Origin of the sequence: Bradyrhizobium sp. 1 (genome assembly GCF_023073315.1) — a bacterium.
In the GTDB taxonomy this organism is placed as follows: domain Bacteria; phylum Pseudomonadota; class Alphaproteobacteria; order Rhizobiales; family Xanthobacteraceae; genus Bradyrhizobium.
The window spans coordinates 151,624-165,548 of sequence record NZ_JADPJH010000039.1 but is presented as its reverse complement, the minus strand read 5'-3'; the positions used below and the strand labels follow the sequence as shown (position 1 = coordinate 165,548).

General features: G+C 63.3%; 13 protein-coding genes. 9 read left to right on the top strand and 4 right to left on the bottom strand.

The window, feature by feature from the left end; all coding sequences use genetic code 11:
• Window positions 1–33 precede the first annotated feature (33 nt).
• Complete coding sequence (locus tag IVB29_RS37870) at window positions 34–1,956, top strand: invasion associated locus B family protein (protein ID WP_247508527.1); 1,923 nt, start codon at window positions 34–36, stop codon at window positions 1,954–1,956.
• Window positions 1,957–1,966: 10 nt separating this feature from the next.
• Here the strand turns inward: IVB29_RS37870 and hspQ are convergent, their stop codons facing one another.
• Window positions 1,967–2,299, bottom strand: coding sequence for a heat shock protein HspQ (hspQ, locus tag IVB29_RS37865; protein WP_247508526.1), 333 nt, complete (start codon window positions 2,297–2,299; stop codon window positions 1,967–1,969).
• Between the two features lie 106 nt (window positions 2,300–2,405).
• On the opposite strand from hspQ, the gene IVB29_RS37860 reads away from it, so the two are divergent.
• On the top strand, window positions 2,406–3,359 hold the full coding sequence (locus tag IVB29_RS37860) for an AEC family transporter (RefSeq protein ID WP_247508525.1): 954 nt from the start codon (window positions 2,406–2,408) through the stop codon (window positions 3,357–3,359).
• Window position 3,360: 1 nt separating this feature from the next.
• Here IVB29_RS37860 and IVB29_RS37855 read toward each other — a convergent pair whose 3' ends face one another.
• The gene (locus tag IVB29_RS37855; protein WP_247508524.1) at window positions 3,361–4,545 is read right to left on the bottom strand and encodes a UbiH/UbiF family hydroxylase; all 1,185 of its coding nucleotides are present in this window, start codon (window positions 4,543–4,545) and stop codon (window positions 3,361–3,363) included.
• Between the two features lie 87 nt (window positions 4,546–4,632).
• Here IVB29_RS37855 and pcsA point away from each other — a divergent pair, with 87 nt between their 5' ends.
• The 3 genes from pcsA (at window position 4,633) to IVB29_RS37840 (ending at window position 7,182) form a co-directional block, all read left to right on the top strand.
• Window positions 4,633–5,400, top strand: a complete 768-nt coding sequence (pcsA, locus tag IVB29_RS37850; RefSeq protein ID WP_247508523.1) for a phosphatidylcholine synthase — start codon at window positions 4,633–4,635, stop codon at window positions 5,398–5,400.
• Window positions 5,397–6,131, top strand: coding sequence for a TerC family protein (locus tag IVB29_RS37845; RefSeq protein WP_247508522.1), 735 nt, complete (start codon window positions 5,397–5,399; stop codon window positions 6,129–6,131). The genes pcsA and IVB29_RS37845 overlap by 4 nt, the downstream gene beginning before the upstream one ends.
• Window positions 6,132–6,207: 76 nt before the next feature.
• Complete coding sequence (locus IVB29_RS37840) at window positions 6,208–7,182, top strand: quinone oxidoreductase (RefSeq protein WP_247508521.1); 975 nt, start codon at window positions 6,208–6,210, stop codon at window positions 7,180–7,182.
• A gap of 166 nt (window positions 7,183–7,348) precedes the next feature.
• Here IVB29_RS37840 and IVB29_RS37835 read toward each other — a convergent pair whose 3' ends face one another.
• Window positions 7,349–8,545 (bottom strand): acetylornithine transaminase, encoded by a 1,197-nt coding sequence (locus IVB29_RS37835; protein WP_247508520.1) that lies wholly within the window; start codon window positions 8,543–8,545, stop codon window positions 7,349–7,351.
• Between the two features lie 497 nt (window positions 8,546–9,042).
• On the opposite strand from IVB29_RS37835, the gene IVB29_RS37830 reads away from it, so the two are divergent.
• Together IVB29_RS37830 and IVB29_RS37825 are read left to right on the top strand one after the other, a co-directional pair.
• Window positions 9,043–9,990 (top strand): hypothetical protein, encoded by a 948-nt coding sequence (locus IVB29_RS37830; RefSeq protein ID WP_247508519.1) that lies wholly within the window; start codon window positions 9,043–9,045, stop codon window positions 9,988–9,990.
• Between the two features lie 207 nt (window positions 9,991–10,197).
• Entirely contained in the window at window positions 10,198–10,440 is a 243-nt protein-coding gene (locus IVB29_RS37825) for a hypothetical protein (RefSeq protein WP_247508518.1), read from the top strand.
• Between the two features lie 103 nt (window positions 10,441–10,543).
• On the opposite strand, the gene rimO is transcribed toward IVB29_RS37825, so the two are convergent.
• Window positions 10,544–11,869, bottom strand: coding sequence for a 30S ribosomal protein S12 methylthiotransferase RimO (gene rimO, locus IVB29_RS37820; protein ID WP_247508517.1), 1,326 nt, complete (start codon window positions 11,867–11,869; stop codon window positions 10,544–10,546).
• A 111-nt stretch (window positions 11,870–11,980) separates the two neighbouring features.
• On the opposite strand from rimO, the gene IVB29_RS37815 reads away from it, so the two are divergent.
• Window positions 11,981–12,571 carry an ANTAR domain-containing protein gene (locus IVB29_RS37815; RefSeq protein ID WP_247508516.1) on the top strand — a complete coding sequence of 197 codons (591 nt, stop codon included), beginning with the start codon at window positions 11,981–11,983 and terminating at the stop codon, window positions 12,569–12,571.
• Entirely contained in the window at window positions 12,568–13,731 is a 1,164-nt protein-coding gene (locus IVB29_RS37810; RefSeq protein WP_247508515.1) for a CmpA/NrtA family ABC transporter substrate-binding protein, read from the top strand. Before IVB29_RS37815 ends, IVB29_RS37810 begins: the two co-directional genes overlap by 4 nt.
• Window positions 13,732–13,925: the final 194 nt, after the last annotated feature.

Genomic DNA, 13,925 nt, shown 5'->3' with positions numbered 1-13,925 from the left:
GCTCGGATTTCCTTCCGTGGACTGATGGTGCTGATGACCATCATCGCGTGTCTTTGCGCGGGCAGCTCAGTTGGCTTGGCGGCCGCTGACAAGGAGCCATCGTTCACTCTGTACTACTCACAGTGGACGAAGGCCTGCATTGAGGCCAGCGACAAGGACCTCGGCGGCTGCATGACTGCCATGGAGGCTCGTGGTGAAGCCGGCAAATTCGCCGTTGCGGCAATTTTTGCGACGCGCGCCGGCAAGCCGGTGCTCCGCATTCGTCTGCCGTTAGGCAGCCAACTCGTGCATGGGACGAGAATCATCGTGGACGCGAATCCCCCGCGTCAGGCGCCCTATATCGGCTGCACCCAGGACGGATGTCTTTCAGAATATGAACTCACGCCGGAGCTGCGCGCCGAACTTCAGCAGGGACAGAAGCTGATTACCCAGTCCATCAACGCGAGCGGCGCGCCTGTCACTGCGCCGCTGCCGCTCAATGGGCGTGATGATGCCGCGAACGGTCCCCCGAAGAGTCTTTCCGCGATTGGGCAAAGCCAGGACGACGTGAAGGACAAGCAGCCGACGCGTTCCTTCCTTGCCGACCCTCGGCCGTTTCTCTGGCCAGCATCAACGGGCACGGGCTCTTCGTTCAGTCCCTCTCTCACGTATGTGAAATGGACCAAATTCTGCCTGAAAGGCCAGGAGGCGAATGCCAAGCAGGTCTGCTTCACGGGCAAGGACGGGCGTATCGAAAATGGTCAGCCCGTCATTGCCGCAGTTCTCATCGAGCCAGAGGGTGAATCGAAGAAGATCCTGCGCCTCACGTTCCCTCTGGCAATGCAGGCGTCTTACGGCACGCGGATTGCCATCGACGACGGTGCACCCCAGCAAAAGCCGTTCGTCATTTGCTTTCCCAATGGCTGCATGTCGGACTACGAGGCCACGCCCGAGCTGATTTCTAATCTGAAGACGGGGCGGAGCCTCGATGTGCAAGCAACCAACGGCAACGGCTCGTTATTGAAGTTCTCGATGGCGGTGGCCCGTGCCGAATTCGCCAAGGCGAATGAAGGTCCGCCGACCGATGCCAAATCGTTCGAGGCAAATCAGAAGAAGTTGCAGGCAGAATTGCAACAGCGGGCGAAACCGGCAGAGCAGAGCAAAGGTTCGCTTGTTCGCGATCTTCCATGGTCTTCTGGAAACTCCGCCGCCGAGGCTCCATCCGCGACCAAGCCGTCGACTTCAACTGCGCTTCTCAGACCACAAGGTCGCCGCGTCGCTCTGGTGATCGGCAATTCGCTCTATCAGAACGTACCGCAACTTCCGAACCCATCGGGCGACGCTGCCGCCGTCGGCGCCGCTTTGCGCGCGGTGGGCTTCCAATCGGTCACTGTTCTTAACGACCTCAGCCGCGACGGCACGCTGAACGCACTTCGCAGTTTCGCCTCCGAGGCGGCCAATGCAGATTGGGCGGTGATCTACTATGCCGGCCACGGCATGGAGGCCGCTGGCGTGAACTACCTCATCCCGGTCGATGCGGCGCTGAAGTCCGACCGGGATTTGAGTATCGAGGCCATCTCCCTCGAACAGGTTCTCAACGCCGCCGAGCGCGCCTCCGGCCTGCGTCTCGTCATCCTCGATGCATGTCGCGACAATCCGTTCGCGAGCCAAATGAAACGGGCGCTGACGGTCGCCTCCCGGTCGGTCTCACGCGGGCTCGCCAGCGTCGAGCCGGACGCCGGGACGCTGGTCGTCTACGCCGCCAAGCACGGCGAGACAGCGTCGGATGGCGATGGCGTCAACTCGCCGTTCGCGACCGCCTTCATGAGCAATCTCAGGAAGCCGAATCTCGAGATCCGTCGGCTGTTCGATTACGTCCGTGATGATGTGATGGATGTGACCAAGCGCCAGCAACAGCCGTTCACCTACGGATCGCTGCCGGGGCGTCAGGAATATTTCTTCGTCGCGACGAAGTAGCGGGCTTGGCTCAGTTCAGCGACGGGTTGCGCGGACGGTAGCCGCCGGTCTTGTCCTTGATGAAGATCTCGGCGACCTGGGAATGGCGGACCGGCTCGCCGGACTCGTCGGGCAGCAGGTTCTGTTCGGAGACATAGGCAACGTATTCCGACTCCGCGTTCTCCGCGAGCAGGTGATAGAACGGCTGGTCCTTGTGGGGCCGCACCTCCTCGGGGATCGACAGCCACCACTCCTCGGTGTTGTTGAATTCCGGATCGATGTCGAAGATCACCCCCCGGAACGAGAAAATCCGGTGGCGTACGACCTGTCCGATCTGGAATTTGGCGGTCCGCGCTTTAATCATCTTCCGTCGATAGACCAGGATTGTGGCCGATGCTAGTGGCCTGACCTGGAATTAACGTTCTCGTAAGGGGCGGATAACCCCCAAATCTTCAGAAAAAACTTCATCAATGGCTGATATCCTCAATCTGGCACTACCTTATTTCGGCTTGATCTTCGTCGGTTTCGCGTGCGGCAAGGTCAAATCCCTGCCGGAATCAGGCCTCGCCTGGATGAACTTCTTCCTGCTCTACGTGTCGCTGCCGGCACTGCTGTTCGCGATCATGTCGAAGACGCCATTCTCGGAATTGAACAACCCGCCGTTCCTGGTCGCGACCACGCTGTCGACGGTTGCCGCATTCACCCTGGCGCTGGTCGTCGGCAAGGTGCTGGGACGGCTGACGCTGCGCGAGGCAACGCTCGCCGGGCTCTCCGGCGGCTACGGCAATATCGGCTATATGGGGCCGGGGCTGGCGCTCGCCGTGCTCGGGACCAAAGCTTCGGCGCCGACCGCGCTGATCTTCTGCTGTGACAGCATCTTCCTGTTCACGATCGTGCCGCTGCTGATCGAGCTGTCCGACCGCGACCATCCCTCGCTCGTGCACGCCTTCGGCGTCGTGCTGAAGCAGATCGTGCTCAACCCGCTGATCATGTCGGCCTGCTTTGGCGCGGCGGTGGCGGCGCTGCATATCGAGCTGCCGGTCGCGCTCGACCGCACCATCACCTTTCTCCAGAACGCAGCCGCGCCGACCGCGCTATTCGTGCTCGGCGTCACCGTGGCGCTCCGCCCGTTCGATCGCGTACCCTGGGAAGTGCCGGGCGTGATCGCAGTAAAACTCCTGATCCATCCGCTCGCGGCGTTTGGCCTGATGCTGGCGTTCGGCCCGTTCGCGCAGCCCTGGGCCGCGACCGCCGTGCTGATGGCCTCGCTGCCGCCGGCGCTGAACGTGTTCGTGATCGCCCGGCAAAATGATGCCTGGATCGAATCCGCCTCCGTCGCCGTGCTGCTCGGGACCTTCGCATCCGTGGTCACGCTGACCAGCGTGATGTGGTTGCTTCAGACCGGGCGGCTGGCGTTTCCGTAAATTACTTCCGCCAAGTCGGTGTCAGCCCCTCGCGCATCGCAAAGCGCCGGAGCGGGCCGATGGCGCCGAGCAGGTGCATGCCGACGGCGCGGACCGGCTGGAGCGGCAGGAAATCATTGAGCAGGGAGCGGTTGGCGATGTCGATCGCAAAGGTCCGGCTCAGGATGTCGGGCCGCCGTGCCCGGTCGTAGCGCTTGAGCACGTCGGGCGCGCCGGGATCCTCGCCGGCAGCGATAGCTTCGCCCGCGAGCCTCGCGATGTCGGCCGCATCCCGCAGGCCTAGGTTGAGCCCCTGGGCACCAATGGGCGGCACCACATGGGCGGCTTCGCCGACCAGTGCGATGCGGTCGCGGCCGAAGGACTTTGGACGTTCGATGGCGAGCGGGAACAGGTTGCGCCCGGGCTCGACGCTCATGCGTCCAAGGATCGAATGCGACTGCTTCTCGATCGCGGCGGACAGCTCCGCGTCGCTCAAGCCACGCAGCCGCTCGGCTTCCGCCGGTGCCGAGACCCAGACGATGCTGGAGCGGTCGCCGGGCAGGGGCACGAACACGCAAGGCCCATGCGGCGTGTGGAACTCGGTCGAGACATTGCGATGCGGCCGCGCGTGGCCGACGTTGAACGTCAGCGCGGTCTGCGTCAGTTCGCGCCGTGTCACCGCGATGCCGGCAGCCTCCCGGCACAGCGAATGCCGGCCGTCGGCGCCGACCACGAGCCGGGCCGAGAGGAATTGCCCGGACGTCGTGCGGATCGCGACGTCGTTGGCCTCGATGACGACGCTCTCTGCCTCGTCGTCGAAACGGACGATGTTGGGCAGCTCGGCGGCACGTTCTTCCAGCGCCAGCATCAGCGAGCGGTTGTCGATGTTGTAACCGAAGGCATCGAGCGCGATCTCGTGACATGAGAACCTGACCTCGGGGCTGCGGAACAGCCGGCCGGTGTCGTCGACGAGCCGCATGATTTCGAGGGCTGCCGCCTTGTCCTTGCAGCGCGGCCAGACGTCGAGGCTCTCCAGCAGATCGACGGAGGCGCCTAACAGCGCGGTGGTGCGGTTGTCGGCATATGGCAGGTGGCGGGCCACCAGCGCGGTCCGTGCACCCGCCTGCGCCAGCGCAATGGCCGCGCCAAGTCCCGCCGGTCCGCCGCCGATCACGGCTGCGTCAAAGAGTGTCGATGCGTCTGTCATGGGACGACATTTGACACGCCCTGCGGCAAATTCAAGCCCACCTATATTTCCCTGATTTTATGACGAATTGTGCGACCGGGCGCCGCAATGGCTTATGTGCAAACCGGTCTCGTTCTGATAGCAGGAGCCATGGATACCCACGAGGATTCCCTGAAGCCGAGACCGGCGTTGCGCGCGGCGGCGTTCTCGGTGCACATCTTCACCGCCTTCGGCGCGGCCATCGCGCTGCTGGCGATGCTGGAGGCCGTGCGCGAGCACTGGGCCGGGATGTTCCAGTGGCTGGGCGTCGCCCTGATCATCGACGCGATCGACGGGCCCATTGCGCGCCTGCTGAGGGTCAAGGACGTGCAGCCGAACTGGTCGGGCGACGTGCTCGATCTCGTGGTCGACTTCGTCACCTATGTCTTCGTGCCGGCTTACGCCATCGTCGCCAGCGGGCTGTTGCTGCCGGTGGCGGCACCTTTGCTCGGCATCGCCATCATCGTCACCAGCGCGTTATATTTCGCCGATTTGCGCATGAAGGCGGACGACAATCATTTCCGCGGCTTTCCGGCGCTGTGGAATGCGGCGGCGTTCTACCTGTTCCTGCTGCACTGGCCGCCGCTGTGGTCGACGCTGCTGGTGGCGGCGCTTGTGGTGCTGACCTTCGTGCCGTTCCACGTGCTGCATCCGGTCCGCGTCGTGCGGCTGCGCTGGCTGACGATGTCGCTGATCGCGATCTGGGCACTGCTCGCGCTCTACACGCTGGAGATGGACTTTCGCGTCGGCACCGGCGTGACGGTCGCGCTTTGCGCCATCGCGTTTTGGATCAGCTTCAGCGACGCAATGATCCGCCTGGCAAGATCCTTCGCATGATGCATCTGTTGACCAGCCCCGAGGCCTGGGCCGCGCTGCTGACCTTGACCGCGCTCGAGATCGTGCTCGGCATCGACAACGTCATCTTCCTGTCGGTGATCGTCTCGCGCATTCCTGAGCATCAGGCGCTCCGCGCCCGCCAGATCGGGCTCGCGCTGGCGCTGATCTTCCGCATCATCCTGCTCAGCCTGCTGGTCTGGCTGATCGGCCTGACCGCGCCGGTGTTCTCGTTTTCAGGTTATGATTTTTCCTGGCGCGATCTCATCCTGATCGGCGGCGGCCTGTTCCTGATCGCGAAAGCGACGCACGAGATCCACGCCGAGGTCGAAGCCGATGACGGCGAGGGCGATCAGAAATCCGCCGGCAACGCCTTTCTCTGGGTGATCGTCCAGATCATCGTGATCGACATCGTATTCTCGCTGGACTCGATCATCACCGCGATCGGCATGGCGCAGGACATCGAGATCATGATCGCGGCCGTCGTGATCGCCTGCCTGATCATGTACATTTCGTCCGGGCCGGTGTCGCGATTCGTCGCGGAGCACCCGACCACGAAAATGCTGGCGCTGGCGTTCCTGGTGCTGATCGGCGTCGCGCTGGTCGCGGATGGATTCCAATTCCACATTCCGCGCGGCTACATCTATTTCGCAATTGCGTTCTCGGCGGCGGTGGAGTTCTTCAACGTGCTGGCCAAGAGCAACCGCAAGAAGGCCCGCAAGCCGTCCGCCTAGCCGCTCCAACCCGGGTCGAGTTGACAAGGCGGGCGCGATGTCTTTCGCTTAGCCTTGCTGAAGAGGAGGTCAGGTGATGACCAAAGCCGTCCGTGTGCACAAGGTCGGAGGCCCCGAAGTGCTCGTCTATGAGAGCATCGACGTGCCGGCGCCCGGACCCGGCGAGGTGCGCATCCGCCAGCATGCGGTCGGGCTGAACTTCATCGACGTCTATTACCGCACCGGCCTCTACAAGGCGCCGGGGCTGCCCTTCATCGCCGGCAACGAGGCCTCGGGCGAGGTCATGGCCGTCGGGCCGGGCGTCACGAATTTCCATCCCGGCGATCGCGTCGCCTATTACCACAATCTCGGCGCGTATGCGGGCGAGCGCAACATCCCCTGGGAGAAGCTGGTCAAGCTGCCCGACCACATCACCCACGAGCAGGGCGCCGTGCTGATGCTGAAGGGGCTGACGGTCTGGTATCTCCTGCACAAGACCTTCAAGGTCGAGCCGCATCACCGCGTGCTGATCCATGCCGCAGCCGGCGGCATCGGCCTGCTCGCCTGCCAATGGGCGCGGGCGCTCGGGGCCCATGTCATCGGCACCGTCGGCTCGCGCGAGAAGGCCGAGCTTGCGGAAGCCAATGGCTGCGACCACGTCATCCTCTACAACGAGGAGGACTTCGTCGCCCGCGTCAAACAGATCAGTCGCAACGAGGGCTGCGATGTCGTCTATGACGGCGTCGGCAAGGCGACCTTCCCCGGCTCGCTGTCCTGCCTGAAGCCGCGCGGCATGTTCGTTTCTTTCGGTAACGCGTCAGGCCCCGTGCCGCCGTTCTCGATCGCCGAGCTCAACAATCACGGCTCGCTGTTTGCGACCCGGCCGAAGCTCAACGATTACGTCGGCACCCGCAAGGAACTGCTGGAAGGCGCCGACACGCTGTTTTCCGCCGTCATCAACGGCAAGCTGCACGTGCCGATCAACCACGCCTACGCGCTCAAGGACGCCGCGAAAGCGCATATCGATCTCGAAAGCCGCAAGACCACCGGCGCGTCGATTTTGAAGCCGTAGTTCCTCCCTCGTCATCCACCCCCGTGTCCCGGACGCGCTGCAGCGTTCTTACGCTGCTGCGCAGAGCCGGGACCCAGATGCGGTACCCGATACGGAGAGATAGGCCCCGGCTCTGCAGCGCATCGCCGAAGGGGCGCTGCGCTACGTCCGGGGCACGAGACCTTCTCTATGCCACCCGTCTTGCCGCGCCGGTCTTGGTCAAAATCCCGTCGAGACAATCGATCATCTCGGCGATCTCTCCCTTCGTGACGTTCAGCGCCGGCATGAAGCGCAGTGTGTCGAGCTGCGGCGCGTTCAGGAGCACGCCGGCCTCGAACGCCTGTGCGACGATGCCGGGCGCGATCGGCAGCTTGAGATCGAGCGCGAGCAGCAGCCCGCGTCCCCGCACGCCGCCGAGGCCGTGCCGCGCCGAGACCTTCTGCAACTCGCTTTCGAGCAGCAGGCCGGTCTCGGTGACCGACTTCAGGAAGTCCGGCTTGCCGACCTCCTCGAGCACGGCGAGGCCCACCGCGCACATGACCGGGTTGCCGTTGAACGTGCCGCCCTGGTCGCCGTGCTCGAAGCAGGAGGCACGTTCGGTCGCAAGCAGGGCTGCGAGCGGCACGCCGCCGCCGATACCCTTGCCGAGCGTCATGATATCGGGCGCAATGCCTGTGTGCTCGTAATGGAATAGTTTTCCGGTCCGGCCCATGCCGGTCTGGATCTCGTCAAAAATCAGCAGCAGGCCGTGCGCCTTGGTGAGCGCGCGCAACTCCTTCAGGAACTGGTCGGTCGCAAGCCACACACCTGATTCACCCTGGATCGGCTCGAGCATCACCGCGACGGTGTTGTCGTTGATCAGCCTTTCGACCGAGGCGATGTCGTTCAGCTTCGCCTTCTTGAAGCCGGCGACCTTGGGCTCGAACAGCGGCTCGAACGCCTTCTTGCCCGAGGCCGACATCGTCGCCAGCGTTCTTCCGTGGAAGCCGCCCTCGAAGCTGATGATCTCGAACGCGCCGCCTCTGTGCAGGCTGCCATATTTGCGCGCGAGCTTGATCCCGCCTTCGTTGGCCTCCGCACCAGAGTTGGCGAAGAACACCTGGTCGAACGCGCTGTTTGAAACCAGTGCCTCGGCAAGCTTCAGGCTCGGCTCGTTGTAGAAGGCGGGGCTCGGCGTCAGCAGCCGCTTGGCTTGCGCGGTGAGTGCATCGGCGATTGCGGGCGGGGAGTGACCGAGGCAGTTCACGGCCCAGCCCTGCACGAAATCGAGATAACGCTTGCGGCTGTCGTCCCAGAGGTAGGAGCCCGCGCCGCGGACGAACACGGTCTTGGGCCGTGCGGTGATGTCCATCAGCGCGTCGTACGGATGGGTGGCGGCGGTCATGTCGAACTCCTCTGGAGGCGGGTGGAAAAGGGACGCAAAAAGCAGAAAGGCCGCACCTTGCGGGTGCGGCCTTCTCGAAAACCAAGCTGATGTCAGGAGATCAGCGGCGTCGTCGGACATGGCGCAACCCGTCATCGTCGCGGGAGCGACGACGGAGCATTTCGGTGCGCTGATGGGTCCGAGCGTTGATCATGGGCCGCGGCAATACATGCGAATGGCAGGGCTTGTCAAGCAGGCGTTTTGCAAAACACCCGCCGGGCGTGCATCGGTCAGGTCGATGTGTGCTTGATCCGCATCGTTGCTGCAGCGGAGATCGCTTGACGATTTTTGCAGACAAGCTGAGCTGGATTTCGGCCTTGTGATTGCAATTCTTCGATTGCCACGTAGCAACCATTGAACCTCTAGCGCGTTTGTGATCGAAGGACGCGACTTGGTTCGAACCGAATGCATGACGGCTCAGACCAAAAAGGCGGGACCAACCAGATAGTTTAAAAGCCTTGTCCGACACGCCTTACCCCATCGATCTCGACAGCATCCGCGGCGCATTTCCGCCGGGCATCGAGGCGCCGCCGCTGCTGGTGGATTTTGCCGATTGGCTGAACGGGCGGCCCTGGGGCAGCGTCGGCTGCTTTTCCCTGCAAGGCCAGTTCTCCGATCAGGCGCCGATCTTTGACGGCAGTCCCTTGCGCGACAGGTTTTCGCTGTTCATGCGGCTGCCAGACGGCTCGGCCGTCGGCGGCTGGTACGGCGCGGGTCTTGACCGCGACAATCCGCCGATCGTCGGTCTGGGGTCAGAGGGTGACTACGAGCTGCTGGCGCCGAGCCTCGATGCGCTGCTTGCAAAACTGACGTCGCAGCAATTCGACAAAGCCTGGAGCGATCTGAAGCCGCATGACGAGGTCGAGTGCCAGACGGTCGAGCTCGCACAATGGCTCGCCGGGCGGCCGGTCGGCGAGCCCATGGCGTGCGACGACGGCGCGCCTGATATGCCCGACTTCCGCGGCTTCATGGAAAAATGGAGCCGTGATCGCGAGGATTATTGGGCCAATCACCGGCTGATGGCCGAGCTCGGCTGGCGGCTCGCCGCCCACCTGCCGAAGGGCAAGAAACCCTGGGACAAGACTCCTTTCGAGGTCGCGATCGTCGGCAAGCAATACGAGGCGCGCGTGCTTTCGCGCGGACCGCAGCCGTTCGAGGAGGCCGCCTCGGTCGAATCCCTGCTGCGCGATCTGCGCGAGGAGATGCGGAAGGCACAGCCCGAACTCGGACTGTGGTACGCGATGAAATTCGGCCTCTACGCCGACGGCCGCGTCATGCCGAATTTCGAATACGATGTGCGCCCGGCCATCGGCGGCGAGCCCGCGAAATTATCCGAGGCTCAGGCCGATCTCGCCCGCGCCCCGCGCCCGGAGCGCTGGGTGCCGAAATGGCTGGCGGAGGTCTGAAGGGGCGCGCGGTGTTTCAACGTTGGCCTCGGAAGGGCAACGGCAGGCGGCGAATATCTTTCATAGCGCTTTTGCGTAGTGCTGCTCATTCTCGGGGCGTTGGGACTGTGCAGGAATTCGATGTTTAGATTGTAAGAAATCGCGTGGACTACTTGTGGATTATCCCGTCGCCGCTATTCTTCCGCCGTTTCTTTTGAGGAGATTGCGGTGAAAATTCTACGATTGAGTGTGTTGGCTGCGTGCGTCTTCGCGTCACAAGTCGCCCTGGCGCAAATGGTCATGAAGACCGAGCCTCCTGCCGGACAGCTCGGCCCTGGACAAGTCGTCTATGTCGAATGCGGTCCCGGCAAAGCCATGAAGATCACGGGCGGAAGCAACGTCGGTTCAACTGGCGTCGTCGGTCAGGGACAGCGCCGTCAACGCGGGCCGTGCGTCGCGATGAAGCATTAGCCTATGCCGTATAAGTCCAAACGAGAAAAATTCTCGATTGCCACGCAGACTCGACGCACCGGCAATCGAAATTGTGCGCTGAACGCATCGCATTTCGTGGGATCTAGAACCCCGCGACGCTGCCGTGCAGGTCGTACTGGTCCGCGCGCTCGATCTTGGCGGTGACGATCTCGCCGACGCGCAACGGGCGGCGGCTGGTGAGATAGACCGCGCCATCGATCTCCGGCGCATCGGCCTTGGAGCGGCCCTTGGCGACCGTCGGGCCAATCTCGTCGATGATGATCTGCTGGCGCGTGCCGACCTTGCGCTTCAGCCGGCGTGCCGAGATCTTCTGCTGGCGGGCCATCAGGGCGTTGTAGCGCTCCTGCTTGATCTCTTCGGGCACCGGATTCTCGATCGCATTCGACGTGGCGCCCGCAACCGGTTCGTATTTGAAACAGCCGAGGCGATCGATCTCGGCTTCATCGAGCCAGTCGAGCAGGTAGGCGAAGTCGGCATCGGTCTCGCCGGGGAAGCCGACGATGAAGGTCGAACGCAGCGCGAGATCGGGGCACTCCTCACGCCAGCGCTTGATGCGCGCCAGCGTCTTGTCCTGTGCCGCGGGGCGCTTCATCGCCTTCAGCACCTCGGGGCTTGCATGCTGGAACGGGATGTCGAGATAGGGCAGCACCTTGCCCTCGTTCATCAGCGCGATGACCTCGTCGACATGCGGGTAGGGGTAGACATATTGCAGCCGCACCCAGGCGCCGAGTTCGCCGAGCTCGCGCGCGAGGTCGAGGAATTTGGCGCGGACCTGGCGATCCTTCCACGGGCTCTCGGCATATTTGAGATCGACGCCATAGGCCGAGGTGTCCTGCGAGATCACCAGCAGCTCTTTCACGCCGGCGTCGACCAGCCGCTCGGCCTCGCGCAGCACGTCGTTGGCCGGGCGCGAGACGAGATCGCCGCGCAGTTTTGGAATGATGCAGAAGGTGCAGCGGTTGTTGCAGCCCTCGGAGATCTTCAAATAGGCGTAGTGCCGCGGCGTCAGCTTGATGCCCTGCGGCGGCACCAGGTCGAGATGCGGATTGTGGGCCGGCGGCAGCGCGCGATGCACGGCGTCCAGCACGCTCTCATATTGCTGCGGGCCGGTGATGGAGAGCACGCCGGGATAGGCCTGCTCGATCTGCTCGGGCTCGGCGCCCATGCAACCCGTCACGATCACCTTGCCGTTCTCGGCCATGGCCACCCCGATCGCCGAGAGCGATTCCTGCTTGGCGCTGTCGAGAAAGCCACAGGTGTTGACGATGACGATGTCGGCCCCGTCATGCTTGCGGGCGAGCTCGTAGCCCTCGGCGCGCAGGCGCGTGATGATGCGCTCGGAATCCACCAATGCCTTGGGACACCCGAGCGACACGAAGCTGACCTTTGGCGCAGCCGTCTGATTCATATCCAAATCTGCCTGATTGACAGGCCTGAGCTAGTCCCAATTGCCCATAATTACAACCCTTTGCATCCCCCTCCGGCATGCTATGGATGAATCACGGGTGGTGAGTGAGCAATGAGCGCCGAACAGTCGCCTAAAATCGTGATTGTCGACGAGAGCCCGATCCGGGCTGCGATCCTCGAGGAAGGGTTGCGGGAGGCCGGATTCACGCAGATCGTCCATATCCGTGAGATGCAGAGCCTGCTCGCCCGTATTTATGCGGTCGATCCCGACATCATCGTGATCGACCTCGAAAACCCCAGCCGCGACGTGCTGGAGGCGATGTTCCAGGTCAGCCGCGCCGTGAAGCGGCCGATCGCGATGTTCGTGGACCAGAGCGATTCATCCTCGATCCAGGCCTCCGTCGAAGCGGGGGTGTCCGCCTATATCGTCGACGGGTTGAAGAAGGAGCGCATCAAGCCGATCCTCGACCTCTGCGTGTCCCGCTTCAATGCCTTTGCAAAACTCCAGGAGGAGCTGGAGCGCACCAAGTCGCAGCTCGAGGACCGCAAGATTATCGAGAAGGCCAAGGGCATCTTGATGAAGGTGAAGGGCCTCAACGAGGACGAGGCCTATGTGCTGCTGCGCTCCACCGCGATGCGCGAGAAGAAGAAAATCGGCGAGATCGCCCAGTCGATCATCACCGCGTCGGAGATGCTGAAATGACCGCTCCCCTTCGCATCGGGTTCATCCCGCTGGTCGATGCCGCCGCGCTGATCATCGCCGTCGACAAGGGCTTTGCCGCCGCCGAAGGCCTCGACGTCGAGCTGGTGCGCGAGGTCTCCTGGTCCAACGTCCGCGACAAGCTCAACATCGGCCTGTTCGATGCCGCGCATCTGCTGGCACCCGTCGCGATCGCGTCCTCGCTCGGGCTCGGCCACGTCAAGGTGCCGATCGCCGCGCCCTTCAATCTCGGCATCAACGGCAATGCGATCACGGTGTCGCCGACGCTCCATGCCGCATTGATGGAGGAGATCGATGGCGACCGTTTCGATCCGCTCGCGACGGCCAAGGCGCTGGCGAAGGTCGTTGCCAAGCGTCGCAAGGCGGGCGCCGATCCGCTGACCTTCGGCATGACCTTTCCGTTCTCGACCCACAATTACCAGCTGCGGTTCTGGATGGCCGCCGCCGGCGTCGATCCGGACGAAGACGTGCGCCTCGTGGTGCTGCCGCCGCCTTACATGGTCGACAGTCTCGCTAATGGCCATGTCGATGCGTTCTGCGTCGGTGCGCCCTGGAATTCGATCGCGGTCGATCTCGGCATCGGCCACATCCTGCATTTCGTCTCGGACATTCTCGAGCGCGCGGCGGAGAAGGTTTTGGCGGTCCGCCAGACCTGGGCCGACACGAATCCGGATGTGGTTGCCGCGCTGGTCCGCGCGGCCGTGAAGGCGGCTGCATTCATCGAGGAGTCCGCGAACCTGACCGAAGCGGCGCAAATCCTGGCGCATCCGGAGCGGATCGGCGTCGATGCCGAAGTCATTCAGCGAACCCTCACGGGGCGTTTGAAGATCTCGCCCGATGGCACGTACCGGGAGAGCGGCCGCTATCTCCTGGTTGGACGCGAAGGGGCAGGGCGCCCGGAACCCGTCCAGGCTGCCTGGCTTTACGCGCAGATGGTGCGCTGGGGGCAGACTGCGCTGACGCCGGATGGCGTGAAGACGGCCATGGCCGTCTTCACGCCTGACCTCTATGACGCCGCGCTTGGCCGCCAGCCGCCGACCGAGGCGCCCGCGCCGTTCGGGGCATTTGCCGGGCCGACCTTCGATCCCGGCAACATTCAAGGCCATCTGGAAGCCTTCGAGGTCGGGCGCTGGAAGACCTGATTTGACCTGCACCGTTTTTGGGCGGGCGTGATCATCGTCTAAATTTTAGGCCAGCTGCTCGAATTTCATGAGAGTTCCGTCCCCGGGATCTTCCGGAGACGCCTCTAACCAGCTGAATTCATTCCAATTTCATTTTCGTGGAAGCTGGCACGCAACTTGTATGTTGCAGTGCGGCCAGCTTGTCATTGTTGCCT

What these genes read in the sequence shown, in the direction of transcription:
- IVB29_RS37870 (WP_247508527.1), top strand. Translation starts at nt 34, where the DNA reads ATGACCATCATCGCGTGTCTTTGCGCGGGCAGCTCAGTTGGCTTGGCG.
- hspQ (WP_247508526.1), bottom strand. Translation starts at nt 2,299, where the DNA reads ATGATTAAAGCGCGGACCGCCAAATTCCAGATCGGACAGGTCGTACGC.
- IVB29_RS37860 (WP_247508525.1), top strand. Translation starts at nt 2,406, where the DNA reads ATGGCTGATATCCTCAATCTGGCACTACCTTATTTCGGCTTGATCTTC.
- IVB29_RS37855 (WP_247508524.1), bottom strand. Translation starts at nt 4,545, where the DNA reads ATGACAGACGCATCGACACTCTTTGACGCAGCCGTGATCGGCGGCGGA.
- pcsA (WP_247508523.1), top strand. Translation starts at nt 4,633, where the DNA reads ATGGCTTATGTGCAAACCGGTCTCGTTCTGATAGCAGGAGCCATGGAT.
- IVB29_RS37845 (WP_247508522.1), top strand. Translation starts at nt 5,397, where the DNA reads ATGATGCATCTGTTGACCAGCCCCGAGGCCTGGGCCGCGCTGCTGACC.
- IVB29_RS37840 (WP_247508521.1), top strand. Translation starts at nt 6,208, where the DNA reads ATGACCAAAGCCGTCCGTGTGCACAAGGTCGGAGGCCCCGAAGTGCTC.
- IVB29_RS37835 (WP_247508520.1), bottom strand. Translation starts at nt 8,545, where the DNA reads ATGACCGCCGCCACCCATCCGTACGACGCGCTGATGGACATCACCGCA.
- rimO (WP_247508517.1), bottom strand. Translation starts at nt 11,869, where the DNA reads ATGAATCAGACGGCTGCGCCAAAGGTCAGCTTCGTGTCGCTCGGGTGT.
- IVB29_RS37815 (WP_247508516.1), top strand. Translation starts at nt 11,981, where the DNA reads ATGAGCGCCGAACAGTCGCCTAAAATCGTGATTGTCGACGAGAGCCCG.
- IVB29_RS37810 (WP_247508515.1), top strand. Translation starts at nt 12,568, where the DNA reads ATGACCGCTCCCCTTCGCATCGGGTTCATCCCGCTGGTCGATGCCGCC.